General features: G+C 40.8%; 16 protein-coding genes. 15 read left to right on the top strand and 1 reads right to left on the bottom strand.

Annotated features, from left to right (window positions below; genetic code table 11):
• Nucleotides 1-116 precede the first annotated feature (116 nt).
• From J0X14_RS15870 to J0X14_RS15825, 10 genes are all read left to right on the top strand, one after another.
• Nucleotides 117-797 (top strand): alpha/beta hydrolase, encoded by a 681-nt coding sequence (locus tag J0X14_RS15870; protein WP_317194459.1) that lies wholly within the window; start codon nt 117-119, stop codon nt 795-797.
• Between the two features lie 110 nt (nt 798-907).
• On the top strand, nt 908-1,351 hold the full coding sequence (locus J0X14_RS15865) for a hypothetical protein (RefSeq protein ID WP_207098790.1): 444 nt from the start codon (nt 908-910) through the stop codon (nt 1,349-1,351).
• Nucleotides 1,352-1,720: 369 nt separating this feature from the next.
• Nucleotides 1,721-3,958 carry a nitric-oxide reductase large subunit gene (locus tag J0X14_RS15860; RefSeq protein ID WP_207098789.1) on the top strand — a complete coding sequence of 746 codons (2,238 nt, stop codon included), beginning with the start codon at nt 1,721-1,723 and terminating at the stop codon, nt 3,956-3,958.
• A gap of 11 nt (nt 3,959-3,969) precedes the next feature.
• Nucleotides 3,970-4,365 carry a group III truncated hemoglobin gene (locus J0X14_RS15855; RefSeq protein ID WP_317194458.1) on the top strand — a complete coding sequence of 132 codons (396 nt, stop codon included), beginning with the start codon at nt 3,970-3,972 and terminating at the stop codon, nt 4,363-4,365.
• Nucleotide 4,366: 1 nt separating this feature from the next.
• Entirely contained in the window at nt 4,367-4,804 is a 438-nt protein-coding gene (locus J0X14_RS15850; RefSeq protein WP_207098788.1) for a hypothetical protein, read from the top strand.
• Nucleotides 4,801-5,697: a tryptophan 2,3-dioxygenase family protein gene (locus tag J0X14_RS15845; protein ID WP_207098787.1), complete on the top strand. Its 897-nt coding sequence runs from the start codon at nt 4,801-4,803 to the stop codon at nt 5,695-5,697. The genes J0X14_RS15850 and J0X14_RS15845 overlap by 4 nt, the downstream gene beginning before the upstream one ends.
• Nucleotides 5,698-5,701: 4 nt before the next feature.
• Nucleotides 5,702-6,016, top strand: coding sequence for a 2Fe-2S iron-sulfur cluster-binding protein (locus tag J0X14_RS15840; protein ID WP_207098786.1), 315 nt, complete (start codon nt 5,702-5,704; stop codon nt 6,014-6,016).
• Nucleotides 6,017-6,053: 37 nt separating this feature from the next.
• Nucleotides 6,054-6,353: an SUF system Fe-S cluster assembly protein gene (locus J0X14_RS15835; RefSeq protein ID WP_207098785.1), complete on the top strand. Its 300-nt coding sequence runs from the start codon at nt 6,054-6,056 to the stop codon at nt 6,351-6,353.
• Nucleotides 6,354-6,379: 26 nt separating this feature from the next.
• Nucleotides 6,380-7,111: an iron-sulfur cluster repair di-iron protein gene (gene ric / locus J0X14_RS15830; protein ID WP_207098784.1), complete on the top strand. Its 732-nt coding sequence runs from the start codon at nt 6,380-6,382 to the stop codon at nt 7,109-7,111.
• 225 nt (nt 7,112-7,336) lie between these two features.
• A complete protein-coding gene (locus J0X14_RS15825; RefSeq protein WP_207098783.1) occupies nt 7,337-8,116 on the top strand; it encodes an alpha/beta hydrolase in 780 nt (259 codons plus the stop codon).
• Between the two features lie 65 nt (nt 8,117-8,181).
• Here the strand turns inward: J0X14_RS15825 and J0X14_RS15820 are convergent, their stop codons facing one another.
• Nucleotides 8,182-10,572, bottom strand: a complete 2,391-nt coding sequence (locus J0X14_RS15820; protein ID WP_207098782.1) for a family 78 glycoside hydrolase catalytic domain — start codon at nt 10,570-10,572, stop codon at nt 8,182-8,184.
• Nucleotides 10,573-10,848: 276 nt separating this feature from the next.
• Here J0X14_RS15820 and J0X14_RS15815 point away from each other — a divergent pair, with 276 nt between their 5' ends.
• The 5 genes from J0X14_RS15815 (at nt 10,849) to J0X14_RS15795 (ending at nt 22,221) form a co-directional block, all read left to right on the top strand.
• Nucleotides 10,849-13,587, top strand: coding sequence for a Two component regulator three Y domain-containing protein (locus J0X14_RS15815; RefSeq protein WP_207098781.1), 2,739 nt, complete (start codon nt 10,849-10,851; stop codon nt 13,585-13,587).
• A 234-nt stretch (nt 13,588-13,821) separates the two neighbouring features.
• Nucleotides 13,822-16,863, top strand: coding sequence for a SusC/RagA family TonB-linked outer membrane protein (locus tag J0X14_RS15810; protein ID WP_207098780.1), 3,042 nt, complete (start codon nt 13,822-13,824; stop codon nt 16,861-16,863).
• A gap of 10 nt (nt 16,864-16,873) precedes the next feature.
• Nucleotides 16,874-18,418 carry a RagB/SusD family nutrient uptake outer membrane protein gene (locus tag J0X14_RS15805; protein WP_207098779.1) on the top strand — a complete coding sequence of 515 codons (1,545 nt, stop codon included), beginning with the start codon at nt 16,874-16,876 and terminating at the stop codon, nt 18,416-18,418.
• A 24-nt stretch (nt 18,419-18,442) separates the two neighbouring features.
• The gene (locus J0X14_RS15800) at nt 18,443-20,818 is read left to right on the top strand and encodes a LamG-like jellyroll fold domain-containing protein (RefSeq protein WP_207098778.1); all 2,376 of its coding nucleotides are present in this window, start codon (nt 18,443-18,445) and stop codon (nt 20,816-20,818) included.
• Between the two features lie 41 nt (nt 20,819-20,859).
• Nucleotides 20,860-22,221: a glucoamylase family protein gene (locus tag J0X14_RS15795; RefSeq protein ID WP_036383688.1), complete on the top strand. Its 1,362-nt coding sequence runs from the start codon at nt 20,860-20,862 to the stop codon at nt 22,219-22,221.
• Nucleotide 22,222: the final 1 nt, after the last annotated feature.

The raw sequence follows: 22,222 nt of genomic DNA, 5'->3' as shown, positions 1-22,222 counted from the left end.
TACAACCATGAAAGAAGACACCAGTCCATTGAATACCAAAGACCAAACGATGTTTATAGAAAAGCAGCTTGATAATTATGTTAGTTTTGTAGAGAAACTGTCCTAAAGATCGGGGTATCTACACATGGTCTTTTACGCAGACAAAGCAGATTATGGAAAATGCCGGTGTTAAAGTGATATCATTTGACCTTCCAGGGCACGGTGATGACAAGACAGAAATCGGTGAAGTATCCTTTGCAGGTTATGTTCAAAAGGTAAAGGCAGAAATAGCAAAATTATCGACCCCAATCACATTGGTTGGGCATAGTTTAGCTGGTTTTGTTATTTCCCAAGTCGCTGAGGAGATGCCAGAGAAGATTGAAAAGTTGGTTTTCATCGCGACCATGATACCGCATCTTGGTAAATCTGTTTTTGAAATAATAAAAGAAGATAACCAAAGTAAACTTTTACAAAATTTGGTGTTTTCTGATGATCAAAGTTGGGTAACTGTCAATATGGAGGCATTGAAGGAGGTTGTCTACAATGGCGCCACGATTGAACAAATTAATGCTGCTGCGCCTAAATTGGTACGCCAAGCCACTCAACCTTTTTTTGCTGTTGTAAGCACTAGTGAAAATGCTTTTGGGAAAATAGAAAAAACCTTTATTGTCTGTGAACACGACAAAATACTTTCTCCAAATGCACAAAGAAATATGAGTAAAGCTGTAGGGATTTCCAAAGCCTTTACCATAAGTACCGGGCACGTACCACAAATCGAAAATCCAGAAGAACTGGCAAAACTGATTTTAAAGGCATAATTTCTAATTCTTGTGGATTATTCCCTTTCAAAAAATAAAGTTCTTTGGATTTCAAGCTTTTCTCTGAAATCCAAAGAACAATTAATTAGTAAGTAACCATTTTTATCAATATGAATACAACTTTTCAGAATACATCAGAAACAACCATCCCACCAAAATGGAGGATTTATATGATGAGTGGCTTATTTTTTCTAAACTTTATAAGTTTAGCAGTTGATAATTGGTCCATAATTCTCTTCACAAAGGAACAATTGGATCCCTTGTCTGGTGTCGGAGTAAGTTTTTATGCAGCGCTCTCCCTACTGAGTCTATTTGGTATAAGGTTCCCTTTAAAGTTTACTCCCCTTTTGTTGATACAACTTATCTACAAATCAGCTTGGTTGCTGGGCGTTTATCTGCCAGCCATAAATTTAGGTGCTATCAATGCTAATATTCAATCGTGGTTTTTACCCATGGCCATTGGGATTGTTATTGATGTTGTGGTTATTCCATGGAAATATGTTTACGTTGAATACTGCAAGAATTTATTTAGGTTCGCCAAACCCATAAAATAAAACTACAGGCCATTATCAGCTCTTTTCTTCTTTTCCGAAGTAAATTAGCAATGGATGCATCAAGAAAAAATAAAGGATAAATTTGTCCTTTATTAAAATATCATCTAATATTGCAGCGTAAAATAGGAGAGGCCATGTTTTCACAAGAAAACAAAAGGTGAGGTATTGGCAATGTGATGTAAATTCCCATGTCCTAAATCATAAACCCGTGGTTAAAAGAAAACTGATAAAGCTTTTATAAGATACCAATAATTTACACGATATCTTATTTACAAATGATATATGGAATCAATTTTAGATAGAACGATAGTGTTTAATCTTTAAGAAGATAAAAAGGTCTTTATATATTTTATTAATTAATTATTTGAAATGAAAAAAGTTTGGATAGTATTTACCATTGTGGTGACATTGTCATTTGCTGCATTGATATGGGTTGGTACAGAAATATATCAACAACAGCCACCTATACCTGAAAAGGTGATTGTAAAAGAAACCAATGAGGTTTTATATACAAAAAAGGATATTAAAGAGGGGCAGAATATCTGGGAATCGATTGGAGGGATGGAGATGGGGTCCATATGGGGGCACGGAAGCTACGTGGCCCCGGATTGGACAGCCGATTGGATTCATAGGGAAGCGCTGTACCTATTGGAGCATTGGTCCCAAAAGGATTTTGGTCAATCGTATGAGTCGCTCAATGTAGAACAAAAGGGAGCTTTACGCGCACGATTGGTCAAGACTGTAAAGACCAATACCTATAACAGTGAAGACCAAACAATTAGCATTCCCAAGGTAAGACAAGAGGCTATCTCATCCAATGTAAAGCATTATACGTCCATTTTTTCCAAGGGGCACGAAGAATATGCCATTCAAGTAGGAGCATTGACCGATAAAGAAAAACTCAAAAAGCTCAATGCATTTTTATTTTGGACCTCGTGGGCCGCCAGTACCAATAGGCTTGACAAGGCGTATACCTATACCTCCAATTGGCCCCATGAACCATTAATTGATAACACCATTACCCCCGATTCACAGATTTGGTCCGGTTTTTCCATCATCCTTTTGATCTTGTTTATTGGAATTTTGACCTACTACTACTTGAGAAACCATGAGAAGGGAGAGGCCATTTTAAAGCCTGTTGAAGATACCTTGCTTCATATTACGTTGTTCCGATCCCAGCGAACTGTGCTCAAGTACTACTTTGTTATTTCCCTATTGATTTTCTTGCAGGTGGTCTTGGGAATCATAACAGTACATTATTCTGTAGAGGGCCAAGCTTTCTTTGGGTTTAATATATCAGAGTTTATCCCTTATGTAATTACCAGGACATGGCATACACAGTTGGCCATTTTTTGGATTGCGGCAACGTGGTTGGCAACCGGTCTGTTTTTGGCGCCGTTGATCAGTGGCAAGGAAATGAAGTATCAGGTTTTTGGAGTGAACTTCTTGTTTGTGGCCTTATTGATCATTGTTTTGGGATCTATGTTGGGAGAATGGTTGGGCGTTCATCAATTCTTGAGTTTGACCACCAACTTTTTCTTTGGGCACCAAGGCTATGAATATATGGACCTTGGTCGTTTTTGGCAATTGTTCCTGGCGGTTGGAATGATTTTGTGGATGGTCATGGTGGGCAGGCATGTGCTCTTCGGGATTCGGAAAAAGGAGGAATCGAAACACTTGCTAAGCATCCTATTGATTGCGGTCGTTGCCATTGGACTTTTCTTCTTTTCGGGTTTGATGTATGGGGAGAACAGTACCCTACCTGTCATCAATTATTGGCGCTGGTGGTTGGTTCACCTTTGGGTGGAAGGTTTCTTTGAGGTATTTGCTACCGTGATCATAGCCTATCTTTTTTCCAAAATGAAAATTATTTCCGTCAAAACAGCGGGAAGGGCATCCATTGCTTCCGCCACCATTTTCCTTGCAGGGGGCATCATAGGTACACTGCACCACATCTACTACTCGGGGACACCAGTGCAGGCGATAGCCCTAGGTGCAACCTTTAGTGCTCTCGAGGTTGTTCCCCTAACACTTATGGGGTTTGAAATTCGGGAAAATTGGAACCTATTAAAAGAGCACGAATGGATTCAACGCTATAAATGGCCCATTATGTTCTTCATTGCTGTGGCATTTTGGAATTTGTTGGGGGCAGGGGTATTTGGCTTTTTAATCAATCCGCCAATTGCGCTCTATTACATCCAAGGATTGAACACCACAGCGGTACATTCCCATACGGCTTTATTTGGCGTTTACGGAATGCTGGGTATGGGATTCATACTCATGTGTCTTCGGATATACTCCAAACGAACATGGAACCAAAAATTAATCAAAACCGCTTTTTGGGGCCTAAACCTGGGATTATTACTGATGGTAGTTTTAAGCTTGTTGCCTGTGGGAATCATTCAGGCGTATACCTCCATTACCAAGGGATATTCCTATGCTCGGGAAAGTGAATTACTGTATTCACCCACTATTCAAACATTGAAATGGTTGCGAATTGTTGGTGATGTGGTCTTCTCTATCGGTATTGTCAGCTTTTGTTGGTTCGTGGTTCGGGAAACTTTTTATGCCTTAAAACAAAAACTTCATGCGAATGAAGTCAAATAAAATTCTTTGCTATGCCTGTTATGAAAAACGAAATAAGAAATCGGGAGGATATTAAATTATTGGTGGATACGTTCTATGGAAAGGTCAAGATTAACCCATTGTTGGGTCCTATTTTTAACGATACAATAGGGGATGATTGGAGTGGGCATTTGGAAAAGATGTATGCCTTCTGGCAAACGGTACTCTTTCATGAGAAAGCTTATCAGGGTACTCCTTTTCATCCCCATCTTTCCCTGCCCATCGGTAAGGATCATTTTGAGCAGTGGCTAAAACTGTTTCAACAAACCATTGATGAAAACTTTGAAGGACAAATTGCGGAAATGGCAATGTTCAGGGCCAACAAAATAGCAGAGATGTTTCAATATAAGCTCGCCCACCTAAAAGGTGACGAATTCCAAAACAACTGATATGAAAAGTTGGATACATAAATTCATCGTGGTCTTTGGACTGTTGTGGACAGGTTTTGTCTGTGCCATTAGTTTTATGGAGGCTTGGCTAAAGTTCAAAGCCGATGGTGTAACACGGGAAATAGGGTTGAGTATTGGAAGATTGGTTTTTTCAGTACTGAATAAGGTGGAACTATTTTTTGCCATCGTTATGCTGATTTTAGTGATTAAGCTACCAAGGGATCCGATCTATAAAAAAGTCGGCTTTTATGGCGCCTTCTGCATCCTACTGTTTCAGACGGTCTATCTACTTCCCCAACTGGATGAGCGAGCTAATCAAATCATCAATAATGGAACGGTGGGCCACTCCAACCTGCATTTTGTCTATGTGATTTTGGAATGCCTTAAGGTGTTCGGACTTCTCTATCTAACATTTAAGTACCTAAAAGCAAATACATGAAGATTTACAAGCAATTGGAAAACAAATATGCAGCACTCTCCTCAGATGCCCATACACACCTCAAGGGATTATTGCATGCCAAGGAATTGAATTATTGGGAGTATATACAGTTGGATACCTTGCTTACCCTCCAAAAACCACGCTCTATTTATGGGGATGAGGAGATTTTCATCATTTATCACCAAAATACGGAACTGACCTTTAAATTGATGTTACGGGAGCTGAAGCAGATATGGGACAACCAAGAGAATGAATTGGATGATCTTTTGACTCGGGTTTCCAGATTGGTGCGGTATACAAACATGCTTATCAACACATTTGATATTATGAAGCATGGCATGGATATGGAGCAGTATCAACTTTTTAGAAACACGCTTGCTCCGGCCAGTGGTTTGCAGAGCATCCAATACAGGCTTATAGAACTGCATTGTACATCGTATTCCAACCTTGTTTCTGGGGAATTGGAGGAATTCAAAATAATGTCTGAAGAGGAACGATTGGACAATCTGTATTGGAAAAAAGCAGGATTAAAATCCAACGGGGACACCACCTTGACCATGGCCCAGTTTGAATTAAAATATCGGGACGAGCTGATTGAAACCTTAAGAAAAGTAAAGGGAAAAACTTTGGAAGATAAGATTTTTTTGATGCAAAATATCCCTGGGGACTTAAGAGAAATGCTAAAGGAGTTTGACTATTTGTATAATGTGGCATGGCCATTGGTTCACTTGGATACGGCACAGCATTACCTCCAATTTAAATCAAAAGCTTCAAAATCCACTGGAGATTCAAATTGGGTCGAATACTTACACCCTAAAAATCAGAAACGGATTTTTTTTCCAACACTATGGTCAGAAAAAGAGAAATCACAATGGGGACAAATACATCAGTAAGGTAATGCAAATAACAGTTGTTGATACCGCTAACGAAACACAGATTGTTCCTTTTAAAAGATACGAATATGCAAACTTGATGGAACTGATCGTCAATACCTGCTATGACGAAATTGGGGAGTGTAGAGGTAGAGGATTGTGTGGTACCTGTGTAGTTGAAATAGGTGAAGGTTCTTCACTTACAGAACCACCCAATAAGAAGGAAATGGAGGTATTCCAGAACATGAACCTGACTGGGGAAGAGGTAAGATTAGCTTGCCAACTGATGTTGACCCATGAATTGGATGGAGTAAAAGTTCGGGTGCTGGAAGGGTATTAGAAAAGATGGGAAAGTAATCGTATCAAAAAGCATTATGATGATTGAAACAAAAGTTATCGATAAAATCAAAGAGGTGTTCGATCCCGAAATCCCGGTCAATATTTATGATTTGGGTTTGGTCTATGATGTATTCATTACAGAGCAAGGGGACGTACAGATTTTGATGACCCTGACCTCTCCGTCCTGCCCGGTGGCAGAATCCTTGCCCGAAGAGGTAAAACATCGGGTGATGGAAGTACAGGAAGTGGGCAAGGTAGAGGTGGAAATGACGTGGGACCCACCATGGAATAGGGAATTAATGAGTGATGAGGCCAAGCTGGCACTCGGGTTTTTATAAAGAAATTAAATCAAAAACATATCAAAATGAAAATTACAAAGAATAGCAATGTTGGGGATATTGTAACCCAAAATTATAAGGCATCCGACCTTTTCAAGGCAAAAGGAGTTGATTTTTGCTGTGGTGGCAACAATTCAGTCGATGAGGCATGCCGACTGGTAGATCTAACAGACAGTGACATTGACGAGTTGGTCGTGCAATTAAATGCTATGATTGATCAACCGCAAACCAGCTCCATGGACGTTACTTCTTGGCCCTTGGACCTGCTTGTTGATTATATCGAGAAAAAGCATCATGCCTATATTGAAGAAAACATTCCAATTATTAATGGGTACTTGGAAAAGATTGTAAACGTTCATGGCGATAAGCATATGGAACTGTACGAAGTACAAACCATTTTTAAGGAAGCCATGGGGGAACTGAGCATGCACCTCAAAAAGGAAGAGTTGATGTTGTTTCCCTACATAAAGAAAATGGTCCGGGCCAAAAACTCAGGGGTAACACTGGAACTCCCTTCATTCGGCTCTATTGTAAATCCCATATCAAAAATGGATGATGAACATGACTTTGAAGGAGAAGCTTTTAGAAAAATAGCACTCTTGACCCAGAACTATGCTACACCGGAGGATGGATGCAACACGTACCGCATCACCATGGAAAAACTAAGGGAATTTGAGGAAGACCTTCATTTCCACATCCATTTGGAAAACAACATTTTGTTCAGAAAGGCCATTGCTCTTGAAAAAGAGCTGATTTAGCAATAACTTCCAATACTAAAACAAGTATTGATAATTAGATATTGCTTTACAAGAACCCCTTGCAGGACATTCGAAATAGTAAGACCATAGAAGGTACTATGGCAAAAGAAAAATGGCTGAATAGGAAACAGGGTGTAACAAATTGGATTGGTGCCCCTCTTTATTCAAATTAAAAAAGATATCAAAATGCCTTTTTACCCCATCAAAAAACACCTTTTAACTTTTTTGATTCTAGTATGTGCAATAAGCTATGGCCAAACAAATGGAGAGGACCCTAGTTATGAAAAGAGAACGATAAAAAATAACTCCATAGCATCATCATATACCAATTTCTCTTATACCTATCATGTTTATCTTCCTAAATCATACCATAAAAACACCGATGCGAAATATGAGGTAATCTATGCGACCGATGGACAGTGGACATTCGATGAGTTTTCCTTGATTTTGGAAAATCTTGAATGGGATGTAATCTTAGTGACCATAGAAGCAGGAGGGGAAGAAAACAAAAGAAGGGCTGTGGACTATACCCTGCCCGGTGCTTCGTCTTACTTTAAGTTTTTTTCCTTGGAACTGATTCCTGAAGTAGAATCAAACTACCGAATTATTGACAGTAGCAGAACCTTTCAAGGCTGTTCCTTGGGAGGGAATGCCGGTGTTCTGTTCACTTTTTTGGAAAAGCCAACAAAGACGGTTTTTTCGCATTATATGATATTTGACCCGGCCGTTTGGTCCAACTATAAAAAGAACATTCACTTAATCAAAAAAAATAAGGCCAATATAACTGATTCCAATACACAATGGTATCTGACCACAGCCACAATTTCTGGAAATCATGATATGGTGAATGTGTTGGCTGAACGGTTGAACAAACTAAACTTAGATCATTTATTGGAATTCAGGACAGATTACAATGTAGAACACAATGATGTGGCCACTCCATCTTTTAAAGATGCACTGATCAAAAGATTTGGACCCAACGGCCCGGACACAAAAAGCCTATAATTCATCCAAAAATCAGTCAAGAAGCCAGTCAAAATTGAACTATTCAACCCATTCAATGCATGAATCTACAAATTGATAGTATTGGTACCGGGGTTAAGGGCAATTTGCTTTCCGTTCCATTCAAAAATGCCATCAAGTTTTTCTGGAAGTTGCACCGTACCGGTAATACCAGTTTCCTTACTTTTTTTCAACTTTATCTGTATCATTCCCAAATGGTGGGGCATGGAAGATTCAATTTCAGGTAAATCACCAAGATTTGGTGCAATTCTTACTGATTCAAACCCAGGTTCCATGGGTTCTATCCCCGTGATAAGTGAGAGGAAATAATAATTAGGTGATGCACTCCAAGCATGACAATCCGAACGTGTAGGGTCAGGTTTTTCGGCAAAGGTGGTGAGCCCATTATCCAACATTTCTTCCCATGGTTCAAGGGTGGAAAGATATTTATCGGCCATTCCTGCTTTTTTCAATGCTTCCACCAGATAGAACGTAAAATAATAGGTGCATTGTGCCATTTCTTTTTCAACCAAAACCTTTTCCATCAGATTTTTAGCATTTTTTGGTGCAATGGTTTCCGTTAAAATGGCCAAGATGTTGGCATGCTGACTGAATAGCTTCTTATCTGGAGTATCAGCAATCAAACCTTTTTCCTCAACCCAACACTGTTTTAGTACTGCCGTTTTTATTTTATTGGCCAAAGCTTCCATTTTTTGGGATTCGTCAGGTCGGTTGTGGTGCTCTAGTAATTCTGCCCCTTTTTGTAGTGTATATACCAATTGAAGACTAATAATGGCAGAATTGTCGTGATACACCCCTGGCGGGACTCCGTGTTCCCAACCCTCATAATTAACCCAGTCCACGAATTGCCAATATTCTAAATGCCCCAACATATCATTGTTATCCAGTCGGTTTTCAAACCACTGTACAATGTCCAGAACATCGGGTATCATTTGTTCCACAAAATCATTCTCCGGGTTTAGCATCCAATAATCGTGAAGCATGGTTATCCAAACCAAAGAAAAAGTGGGGATAATCTGCGTATCAAAACTGGGATACCTACTTTGGGTGAGACCAAAGGGCATTTTGGAATGATTGTAAGATTCCAGTGCATTTTTAAATAACTTAAAATCGCCTGATATATAAGACGATATTAAGCATTGGATTCTAGTGTCCCCGGCATATTGCAATTGTTCGTAATAAGGACAGTCGAAATAATTTTCTCCAGAGCACAATAACTGGGTTCGCCATCCCACATCCCAAATGTTGGAAAGCACAGGAACCGAACTTTTGAACGAAGCAATTTCTTTAAAGGGATAGCCTGTGGATATGCTATGAAAATCATCTATTTTCAATGCCTCATCTTTGGTTTCAATATCCAATTGCACATACCTAAAGGTACGCCACCACAGTGTTTGGAATGTTCTTTGGGCTCCACCATCCGCGATAATCGCATCGGAATTTCCTTTTATGGATTTGTTCTCTATTGCGTCACGATTTCCTTTTTGGCCATTTGTGTTGAAAAGGCTTTCTGCATAGGTTATTTTGATGGATGCCCCTTTGCCACCTCCGTAGTTCAAAACCGGATAGGCATTGGTCAAATGACCTTGATCTATCAAAATACTGGTTTGTGTGTTCTTGGGGATGCTGAGTGACCCTTCACCCAAAAGAAAATTTGATTTTATGTCGTTTGTATGTGAAGAACGCCGCACGGACTCAAAACGCTGAAGATGCTCCTCCATCAAGGGAATGGTTCGGGGTGTAAGTACAAGGGCGGGTATATTGCCCCAATGTTTCAAACTTTTTTGGGTTTGGGCAGGCTCAAAGGCTTTGGCCTTTACAAAATCACTCTCATAACCAGCATTCATCCAAGACCATGGGTGTAAGGATCCATCAAAATGTTCTCCTGGGCCAACTACATAGAATTCATTCATGGAAACGGGGAGAGGACTATACGCCTTATCTTTGGCAACGGACCAAGTTTCATCAGTATTCAAAACCTTCTCCACATAAGAATTTCCTTGTAATAGAAAACCTGTTTTTGTAGAGTGCTGGGCCAAGGGTCTATATTGGGCAAAATTCCAAACCACAGCACTTACCACATTTGTCCCGGATTTAAGATAAGATGCTATATCCAAACTCTCAAAACGCCAGTTTTGTTCATCTCCCCTTGCTGGACCATTAGTGATATAATTACCATTGATATAAAGTTTGTATCGGTTGTCTGCAGAAACGTGAACTACAAATTTCTCAGGTAGAGTGGCCAGATTAAATTCCTTTTTGAACAAGTACACTCCATATTCGGTCCTGGATTCGGTGGGATGGGCAATCCAGTTTGCATCCCATGATGACTCCAATAATTTTGGATTGATTTCATTAGAAAGCTGTCCCAAAAGAAGAACAGGAATTAAAAAAGTAAAAATCGGAAGGAGATGGGTTATTCGAAAGCGAAGCTTCATAAAGGTCAGTTAAGAGATTTAATTTGCAAGAACTATCCTGCTGTTTAGGTGTTGTTTTTCACTTACATTTGAACCACTACAGGTCAAATTGATTTAAAACCAACATAAGGTAATCAAAAAAACATTCTATGGTATGTATGGATTTTCAATCAGCCAATGGCAGCTCCAACATTTTAACAGACATCAACCAACGATTGTTTTTCTTTAAGACCAGTTTTGTATATTGAGTACTACAAACAATTTTTTTGGGCAACCAACAAAAATAATATCTGTTTTATGCTGTTTAGGGTTATTGTTTTCCTGATCCCTTTGTTGCTGAGTGGCCAAAACCTGCTTCCTCCCATTTATAATTACCGCTTACTGGAATATAAAGGAGCCAGCAAGAATTGGGATTTGTCCGTGAATGCCAACGGAGAGTTATTTGTGGCCAATAACAAGGGGTTGCTACATTTTAATGGGGAGCAATGGAACCTGAACAAACTGCCTAACAATACCATAATACGATCAGTTGAGTCCGTGGGGGAAAGGATCTACACGGGTTCTTATGAAGAGTTTGGGTATTGGAAGAAAAACCGGCTGGGCGAACTGGAATACACTTCATTGACCCAACTTATTAAAGACCATGAATTTACCAGTGAGGAGTTTTGGGAAATTCTACCTGTAAATAATAAAGTTTTTTTCCGCTCATTTTCATCCATTTACAGCTACGATGGCAACAAGATAGAAGTTGTGGATCCACAACCCGTCATATCAGATATTGTAGAATTTAATGATAAGATCATTGTTGCAGGCGGATTACGAGGTCTATTTGAGTTTAAGAACGATGAACTTTTCCCGTTGCCCAATCAAGAATTATTGCAGGGAAAGACGGTGACGGATATGATTGTGTTAAAGGATAAGCTTTTGGTGGGAACCAAATTAAGTGGATGCTACCTTTTTGATGGTCAGCGCCTACAACCCTGGAACCCCAAGATAAATGATGAGCTTAAACTTCATCAGTTGAACAAAATAGTGCGCTTGGCCGAAAATGAGATCGGCTTTGGAACCATAAAAAATGGGATGTACCTATTCAATACCAATACAGATTCGTATCAAATAATAAACCGTGAATCTGGACTTCAGAACAACACGGTGCTGTCCATGTTGCTTTTCAATGATCAGTTGTGGTTGGGATTGGACAATGGAATAGCAAGGGCAAAGCTCAACAACTCAATTATGTATTACACAGATTATTCCGGAACATTGGGAATGGTCTACGACATGGTAAATCATAACGATAGATTATATCTGGGCAGTAATACGGGTGTTTTTTATTTTGAGGGGAACACATTGAAATTTGTTAATGGCTCGCAAGGGCATGTATGGAATTTGATTGAAGTTGAGGGCGACCTCCTGTGCGGACACAATACTGGAACGTATAAAGTTGAAGAGAATGGGTTCAAATTGCTGACCTCACAATCGGGGGGTTATCAAATTATAAAAGTACCCGATCAATATGCAACATATATCCAGGGTACCTACAATGGACTCACAAAGTTTGTAAAACAACCCAATGGAGAATGGGAGGTCACCAAGATTAGAGGAATAGATTTTCCTGTAAAACAATTGTCTTTTGAAACTCCTAGCATTTTATGGGCGGCCCACCCCTACAAGGGATTTTATAGGATACATTTGGATGATGACTACGCGCAGGTTGTGCAAACACAAAGATTTCATGAAGAAAGTGCCCCGAGTGAATATAACGTAAAGGTGTACAACATTAAAAATCAAATGGTCTTCTCCAGTGAAGGCAAATGGTTCAAGTACAATCCCATTGGCGAGAACATTGTTTCTTTTGAGGAATTTTCCAATTATTCCAACAAAGAACTATTATTTTTTGATGACACCCACTTTTGGTTTGTTGATGGCGAAGGAAGAAAATCAATTATCTATACCGATTTAAAAAGGGATAGTCTTATGATTACGGATCTGCCGTTACGGGAACGATTGATTCCAGATTCCCAGCGGTTGATTAAAATGAACGATTCCATTTCATTTATTACGTTGAGTGATGGTTTTGCAAAAGTCAACGATTACAGATTAAAAAGTCAGTCCAACCAGCGTGCCCTTCCCGTTCCCGATATTACCGTTTTAAATGACCAAAAGAACAAATATTCTGTAGAGGGTAAAATTGAGATACCCTACAAAAATTCTCAGTCAATAATCATAGAAGCATCCTGTCCGGAAATTATCCAATCCCGATATTATTATGAGCTAGAAGGCCCAAAAGAATATTCCGAATATGCCGAGGATGGATTCATAAACTTTCAGAACCTCCCTCATGGGGAATACACGTTTAAAGTATCCACTGCCGGGATGGACAATAAGGTTTCGGCTCCCAATATCATCAATTTTGAAATTACACCGCCATGGTACCTTTCTACCATCAGCATGATATTTTATGGCATTGGTGCGGTGTTGGTTGTTATTACGATAAGGCTATACAATCGCCGAAAATTTATGCGAAAGCAAAGGGAATTGGAGAAACAGATGGAAAAAGAACAGCAGGAGCGATTGGCCAAGCTGGAAAAGGAAAAATTGGCAAAGGAAATACGGCTGAAGCAAAACGAATTGGCGAGTACGACCCTCAACATTGCCAAAAAGAATGAAATGATATTGGAATTAAAAAACATGCTCCTGATGAACAAGGACAAATTTTCCAATTCACAACGATATAGGTCGTTCATCAAAAAATTGAACAGGTCTATTCAAGATACCGAAGATTGGAAACGCTTTGAAGTAAATTTTAAGGAATTGCACGAGGACTTTTTTGAAAGACTTTTAGCAGAATATCCGGCATTGACACCCAAGGATTTAAAACTATGTGCCTACCTAAAAATGAATCTTTCCACAAAGGAGATAGCACCATTGATGGCGATATCCATCAGGGGTGTTGAAATACATCGATACCGACTGCGCAAAAAACTGGATATGGACAGTTCTGACAACCTTTCCAATTTCCTCATAACTTTTTAATAGTGGTGTTGCCCATTAAAAAGGGATAAATCCGGCACTTTATCCACTACATCATCACTACATCACTATGTTAAATTTTTTTACATCAAATTAGGGTGGTGCTACTGCAAATCAAGCGAAATAAGGCATTCTAGGGCATATTTTAATGATGTATTTATTATGTAATGGTACATCGGACAACGGGAACAACACTTTATTAATTTAGTAAAAATCTAACTCAATTTTTGCACAATTATGAAAATTAAAAGCAAACTATTAACAATCTCGTTTTTATTGTTTCAGGCGGTGCTTTTGGCCCAAAACAATATAACGGTTTCGGGTACAGTTACCGATGATCAAGGTACACCATTGCCTGGGGCGAGTGTTATCTTAATGGGTACTACAACCGGAACCCAAACCGATTTCGATGGAAATTACAGTTTGGACAATGTTTCAAGTACCGGAACACTCTCGTTCAGTTACATTGGTTTTAGTACCCAAGAAGTACCCATTGGTGGTAGAACCACCATTAATATCTCCCTTCAGGAGGACACCCAGGCTTTGGATGAAGTCGTTGTGGTAGGGTATGGTACCCAAAAGAAAGCTGATTTAACGGGTTCAATTGTAACTGTTGATGCCGAACAGATTGAAAAAACACCATCGGCCAACCCGGTACAATCACTACAAGGCAAGGTAGCCGGAGTACAAATCGTAACCACGGGAAGTCCGGGTGCATCACCAACAGTAAGAATCCGCGGTTTGGGAACCTACTCGGACGCAACCAATCTTCTATATGTGGTTGATGGGATGTTCTACAGCAACATTGACTTTTTGAATCCCAATGACATTAAAACCATGAATGTGCTCAAAGATGCATCCTCTTCAGCCATTTATGGCGTAAGGGCTGCAAATGGAGTCATCATTATCGAGACCAAGTCGGGTGTAAAAAACAGAAGGCCACAGATTGAATACAATGGATATACCGGGGTACAGCGTGCCCAAAATGTTTTAAAAATGGCCAACGCAGAGCAGTTCGTTACCATGGCCGTTGAATCAGGTTCTGCGCCCGATGTACAATTTGTGCTCAATGCTATGCAACGCTATGGGAGAAGCCGAATTAACCCTAATGTTCCGGATGTGAATACGGACTGGTATGATGAGATTATGAGGGATGGGATTATTCAAAACCATGGTTTGAGTGTTACTGGAGGTACAGACAACGTAGCTTACTCCATGGGTACCAACTACTTTTCTCAAGAAGGTCTGCTCGATATGAAAAATAAATATGAGCGATTCAACATTCGTTCAAAATTGGATGTTGATGTCTCTGATAATTTAAAAATGGGAGTAAATACGGTATTTAGTAACGCCACACAATTTACCCCAGAAGATTCAGCTTGGTTCAAGGCCTATTTTGCAGTTCCCATACTTCCCGTTTTTGATGAGCTGAACACAGATGCCACCCCAGTTCGTTATGCCAATGCCCAAGCGCTTGGATACAGGGGTACCCAAAACCCTTTTCCAGATATGGACTATAACAATAATAGGTTGAAAATACGCAAGTTGTTGGCCAATATCTATCTAGAAACCGATTTCATTAAAGATAAGTTGACTTTTAGGTCAACCTATAATGTTGATTTTTCGGCATTGGAGGAGCGATATGTAAACCTACCCTACAATATGGGGTTTGGTGACCAGCGTATTTCTTCAATCAATAGGAAGCAGAATAATTATTACAACCAAATATGGGATAATATTTTAACCTATACCGATACGTATGACCAAGATCACAATGTTACTATGATGGCGGGTGCTTCATATAGAGATGAAGCTGCAAATAGGTTTGAGGCCACGGGTAGCGATATAGCCGGAATAAATTATGAAACGTCCTGGTATCTTGATTTTGCTGATCCCCTTTCATTCAACAACAATGTTGAAGAGGAAAACAATAGGATATATGGTCAGTCATACTTTGGAAGGGTGGCATATAACTTTAAGGATCGTTATCTGTTGTATGGGACTTTTCGAGCCGATAGATCGTCAAAATTCACCAAAGATCAATGGGGTTATTTCCCAGCAGTTGGTGCAGGGTGGGTTATATCCCAGGAACCGTTTATGCGGAACAATACTATTTTTGACTTCTTAAAGCTAAGAGCCGCATGGGGTCGCTTGGGCAATGATAATGTCAATGCAAGTTCTGGAGCAAACACCATCAGTAACACCACTGTGGATTTGGGAGACACTCCTGTTACGGGAATCACAGCTACTAGTACATACTCTGACTTGAGTTGGGAAGTGGTTGAGGAATTGGATTTTGGTATTAACCTAACTACCCTTAACAATCGTTTGTCCTTAGAGGCCGATTATTACATTAGGGATACAGAGAACGCCATTATGCCTGTATACATTCCTATTGCCAATGTAACGATTGATAGGAACTCTGGTGTTATCCGAAACTCTGGGGTAGAAGTGGCTTTAAACTGGAACGACAATATCTCTGAGGACCTAAGTTATAACATAGGGGCCAACTTTACTACGGTAAAGAACGAAACCCTTGAAGTAGAAAATGAAAGTGGTTACATTGACTCAGGTTCTGCGGAATTCCGTCAAAGGACCATTGTGGGCGAACCTTTGTATGCTTTCTATGGTTATGAGACCACAGGAGTATATCAAAATCAAGCCCAAATTGATGCCGACCCGGTAGCCCAAAATGCAATAGCTGAAGGGCAGGACATCGAACCAGGCTATTTGATTTACAATGATAGAAATGGAGATGGCAGTATTACTGATGATGACAGAGCGGTACTGGGTTCTTTTCTTCCAAAATTCACCTATGGAGGAAACATTGGGGTCAATTACAAGGATTTTGGATTCACCATGAACTTCTATGGACAAACCGGTAACAAGATTTTGAACAGAAAGCGTGGAGAGATTATCTTCACTAACGATACCAATATGGATGCTGACTTGGCCAAAAACCGTTGGCATGGCGAGGGGACCAGTAACACCTACCCATCATCCGCAGGACTTCGTGATGGTTGGAACCAAAAACTCAGCAACTTTTGGGTAGAGGACGGGGACTTTTTTAGGATTCAGAATATTCAATTGGCCTACACTTTAAAAGGAGGGAAGTTCAAGGGTAACAATGTGCCTGATTTCAAATTCACCCTAACTGCTGAAAGACCACTGACTTTGTTCAGCTACAACGGATTTAACCCTGAAGTTTCCAACGGGGTGGACCGTCAAACCTATCCGGTACCAGCAATATATACCATAGGTGTAAATGTTAAACTATAAAAAAATTGAAATGAAAAATAAAATGAACCCAATTTACAAATGGATGTTTGTATTGATTGCGATGTTTTTCATCCAATCTTGCAGTGACAAGTTTGAGAACATTGAAGGTCAGCTCAATGCAGATGATTTGGATTATACGGCAACTGAAGATATGGTACAGGCCTTGGTGGGATCCTACAATATTTTTGCCACTAGGGGATGGGAAGAACCCTTATTGCTCTCAGTCCGGGGGGATGATGTGAATGCAGGGGGGCTTGGCGATCAACAACCTTTTGCCGATACTGACAATTTTGTGTACGACCAGGGCTATTGGATGTACAATTCCTTGTGGAATATCCACTACGGCGACATTGTAGGCCTAAATACAGAAATAGAGCTTATAGAAAATTTTAAGGGTTTTGCCGATGAAAGTGGTCAAGATGCCGCAAATCAATACATTGCCGAAATTAAGGTCTTAAGGGCATGGTTGCACTTTAATCTAGCTAGAGTCTGGGGAGATGTGTTCATCATTCAGACCACTCAACCCGACACCGAGATTGCAGATGGAGCGGCACTCAAAGATGAGGTTATGCAGTTCGTGTCCGATCAGATGGACGAAGCAATTCCACTGTTGCCTAATTTGAGGCCCAATGAGCGTGAGGATATACCAGGTGGAGTGACACGCTACACTGCTTATGCCTTAAAAGCCATGGCCAATTTGGAAATGGAGAACTATCAAGCAGTTGCCGATGCCTGTGGTGCCGTTATCAATTCAAACAAGTTTATGCTTTACCCTGATTTTTATAGTCTGTTCAAAAAACCAGGTGAGTTAAGCGATGAAAGTTTGTTGGAAATGCAATTTTCCGATTACGGTTCCAGTACAGGAGACACTTTTTACCATTTATATGCTCCTTTTGGCCCACAAGGTTGGACACCTGCAAGGGAAAATGCTTCAGATGGATGGGGTTTTTATGAGCCCAGCATGAAGTTCATCAAATTTATGTTGGATAGAAATGAAACCGTAAGATTGGAAACCAGCGTATTGTGGACTGATCGTGGCATTGCTGAATTACAAGCAGACCCCAACTACGCCACTCTGCCCTCCTTTGTCAGCAACACTACACGGGATGGTGATATCATTAATGATTATGCAAGGGCATTGTTTGCCAGCGGGAAGCACTATTTACCATCTGTTCAGATTACCAGTGGTCGCAATAACTATGGAGGTGGAAAAAACATGATTGTTATCCGCTATGCCGAGATATTATTGATGTATGCCGAAGCCTTGACCAGAGGGGCCAGTGGTACTGGAATGACAGCAGATCAAGCTGTGAATATGGTTAGAACCCGTGCGGGCATGACCGGTTTGTCAGGTGTAACCTCTGATCAGGTTATGGACGAAAAATTTGCGGAACTTGCCTTGGAGTGGGGCATCCGCTATTACGATATGATTCGTTTGGACAACTTCTCTGAATTGAGTTACGACGGAAGAACATTCTCTTCTGATAAGCAGTTGCTGCCTTATCCACAAGCACAAATAGATGCATTGCCAAGCTTAGGGGGAAGTAACAACTAACGATTAAACAAAAAACTACGAAAGATGAAATATATAGTTAAACCCATATTGTTCTTGATGGTACTGTTGGTCGTCTCCTGTAATGAAGGTATAGATTCTATTACCGAAATAGCTGCAGGAGCCGATGAAACCGCGCCTCAGATTACCATAAATTACCCTACAGAAGGGACGCAAATCCAAGTTTTTGAAGAAGTGACTAGCCTGGATATTGACATTGAGGTCACGGATGATATCGAGGTAAAGGATGTTAAGGTCATGTTGAATGGCACGCAAATTGCCAATTTTAACTCCTTCACAGATTATCGTATCGTACTCAAAGAGTTCTCCTATGATAATTTGGGTGATGGCGACCACATACTAACTGTTACAGCTTCAGACCTTGAGGGCAAAACTTCTACTGAGGAAGTCAATTTCACCAAGTCGCCACCTTATGAGGCCATGTTTGATGGGGAGGTAATGTATATGCCTTTTGATGGGCAATTTATGGATCTTATTAGCTTTCAACAGCCAGAGGAAGTAGGCTCGCCAGGATTCAATGGAGATGGATACGTGGGCTCCGATGCCTACGTTGGAGCACAAGATTCCTACCTCAATTTTCCCATGGATGGACTAAAAACCCCGGAATTCAGTGCCGCATTTTGGTATAAGGTAAATGCTGTGCCGGACAGAGCCGGAATATTGGTAGTTGGCGATGATGCCGAAGACCGTTTCCAAGGCTTTAGATTGTTCAGGGAAGGAAATGGTGATGAACAACGGATAAAATTAAATGTCGGTACTGGAGCTGGCGAAAGCTGGAATGATGGCGGTGTCATCGATGTTGCCGCCGGAGAATGGGTCCACGTGACCATGTCCATTTCCCAAACCAAGACCACTATCTACTTTAATGGGATCGAGATGTTGTCTTCAGATTTAATAGCACCAATCGATTGGACAGGCTGTGAAGTTTTGACCATTGGTTCAGGTGGTCCTACTTTTGATTACTGGGATCATTTATCGGATTATAGTGAAATAGATGAACTCCGAATCTTCAATAAGGCATTGACCGATGTAGACATACAAATTATGTTGAATTCATTGAATCCGTATATGCCACAGTATCCTGGAGAGTCATTCTATATGCCTTTTGATGGCGACTATATTGACTTGGTGGGAAGTAGGGCAGCCAGTGAAGTAGGTGCACCCGGATTTACAGATGAAAGTCAGGTAGGTGACCAAGCCTATGCTGGAGCAACGGATTCTTATATTGAATATCCAGCTAACGCATCACTGCTTACTCCCGAATTCAGCGGAGCCTTCTGGTATAAGGTGGATGCAGAGCCTACACGGGCTGGAATTATTGTCATTGGCGACGATGAAGTGGACCGTTTCCAAGGGTTCAGGCTCTTCCGGGAAGGTGATGCCAATGAACAACGGATCAAACTCAATGTAGGAACAGGAGCTGGTGAAAGCTGGAACGATGGTGATATCATTGATGTTACCGCCGGGGAATGGGTGCATATCGCCTTTACCATAGCCAGTGATAAAAACACCATTTACTTTAATGGTACCGAAGTGCTTTCCTCTGCCATGTCTGCACCTATCGACTGGACAGGTTGCGAAACCTTCACCATTGGTTCCGGAGGCCCAACATTCAGTTATTGGGATCACCTATCGGATAATAGCACCATAGATGGCCTTCGTTTCTTCAATAAGGCACTTACGCCTGAAGAAGTAGCAGCGGTTGCAGGCGGTACGGTAACCATACCAAACTACGGTTCAACCTTATATATGCCATTTGACGGTGCCTATACAGAGGCCAATAGCAACTCAGAACCCACTGTGGAAGGAACTCCAGGATTTGCTGGGGAAAGTAGTGTGGGAAGCGACGCCTACGCAGGCGCAGCAGATTCTTATCTCACATTCCCTATCGATGGATTGTTCAACAATCAGTTCAGTGCTGCTTTCTGGTACAAAGTGGATGGAAACCCTGATAGGGCAGGACTACTTACAGTTAGCCCACCCATGAATGGGAGCGATAATGATTTAAGTGCTGGTTTCCGATTGTTTAGAGAAGGAGATGCTGCATCACAACGCATAAAACTTCATGTAGGAAGTGATGCCGGAGATGTGTGGAATGATGGGGAGGTCATCGACGTTACCGCAGGAGAATGGGTACATGTAGCCTTTACAGTGACCGAAACTGCAACACTGATCTATTTCAATGGAGAACCTGTGGCCAACATGGGGGATATGACGGGTAAGACCATTAGTTGGGAAAACTGTTCCATACTTTCCATTGGTTCAGGAGCGCCCAATTTTATTGGATGGGGGCATCTATCAGACTCAAGTTTCATGGATGAGCTTTACCTGTTCGATAAGGCATTGACCCAAGAGGAAATACAAGAAATAATGAATGATTAATAAAAATCAAAAAGTTAAGTTTTTTGAGTTAGTTGATTTATATGCGGTTAATTTTAATTTCAATTGCTTTGGCTGTTGCATCCTTGGTTATGGGATGCAATGGCCAAAAAACTAAAAAGGACAAAAGTGTAGCGGATAATACTCCAGCTAAGAAAACATATTCTGATGAAGCATTGTTGGATTCGGTTCAGTACCAAACCTTCAACTATTTTTGGGAGGGAGCGGAGCCCATTTCTGGTTTGGCGCGGGAACGTTTTCATATGGACAATGTTTATCCCAATCACGATAAAGATATCATTACCACAGGTGGATCTGGATTTGGACTCATGGCTATCTTGGTTGGTGTGGAACGGAAGTTCATCACACGTCAACAAGCGTTGGAGCGCTATGAGAAAATTGTGGATTATTTGGAAAAAGCAGACCGTTTTCATGGTGCATGGCCCCATTGGCTGTTGCCATCAGGAAAAGTGACTCCCTTCAGTAAAAAGGATAATGGAGGTGATTTGGTGGAGACTGCATTTCTCGTACAGGGACTTTTGGCTGTAAAGGAGTACTTCAAAGATGGCAATGAACGTGAACAAAAGCTAGCGGATAAAATCCAGCAGCTCTGGGAAGGTGTTGAGTGGGACTGGTATACCAAGAATGGGGAAGATGTGCTGTATTGGCACTGGAGCCCAGAATACAAATGGGAAATGAATTTCCCTGTGGGAGGGTATAACGAATGCCTGATTATGTACGTCCTTGCAGCTGCATCGCCAACCCATTCCATCAAAAAAAGTGTGTATGAAAAGGGCTGGGCCTTGGATGGCAAAATAGCACAAGACACCACCTATTATGGTTTGGAAACCGAATTGAATCATTATGAGCATGATAATGCACCTGTTGGTCCCTTGTTTTGGGCGCATTATTCCTATTTGGGGCTCAATCCAAAAAACCTTAAAGACCAATACGCGGATTATTGGAAATTGAACACCAATCACGCTATGATTCAGTATAAATACGCCGTGGACAATCCAAAAGGCTATAAAGGATATGGGGAAGATTGCTGGGGACTAACATCGAGCTATTCCATAAAAGGATATGCCGGTCACCGTCCAGGGATGGATTTAGGAGTGATTTCACCCACCGCAGCCCTGTCATCCATGCCGTATACACCAAAAGAAAGTATGCAGTTTTTACGGTTTATGTACACCGAGCAGGATAGTTTGGTTGGGGAATACGGTCCGTATGATGCATTTAGTTTGGAAGACAACTGGTATTTGCCCAGATATTTGGCCATAGATCAAGGTCCAATTCCTGTAATGATTGAAAATTACAGGAGTGGTTTGTTGTGGAAATTGTTCATGGCTAATATAGATGTACAAAAAGGATTGGAAAAGCTAGGCTTTAAAACCCAAGAATAAC

Origin of the sequence: Allomuricauda sp. CAU 1633 (genome assembly GCF_017313225.1) — a bacterium.
Classification (GTDB): domain Bacteria; phylum Bacteroidota; class Bacteroidia; order Flavobacteriales; family Flavobacteriaceae; genus Flagellimonas.
This window is presented reverse-complemented; position numbering and strand designations above follow the sequence as displayed.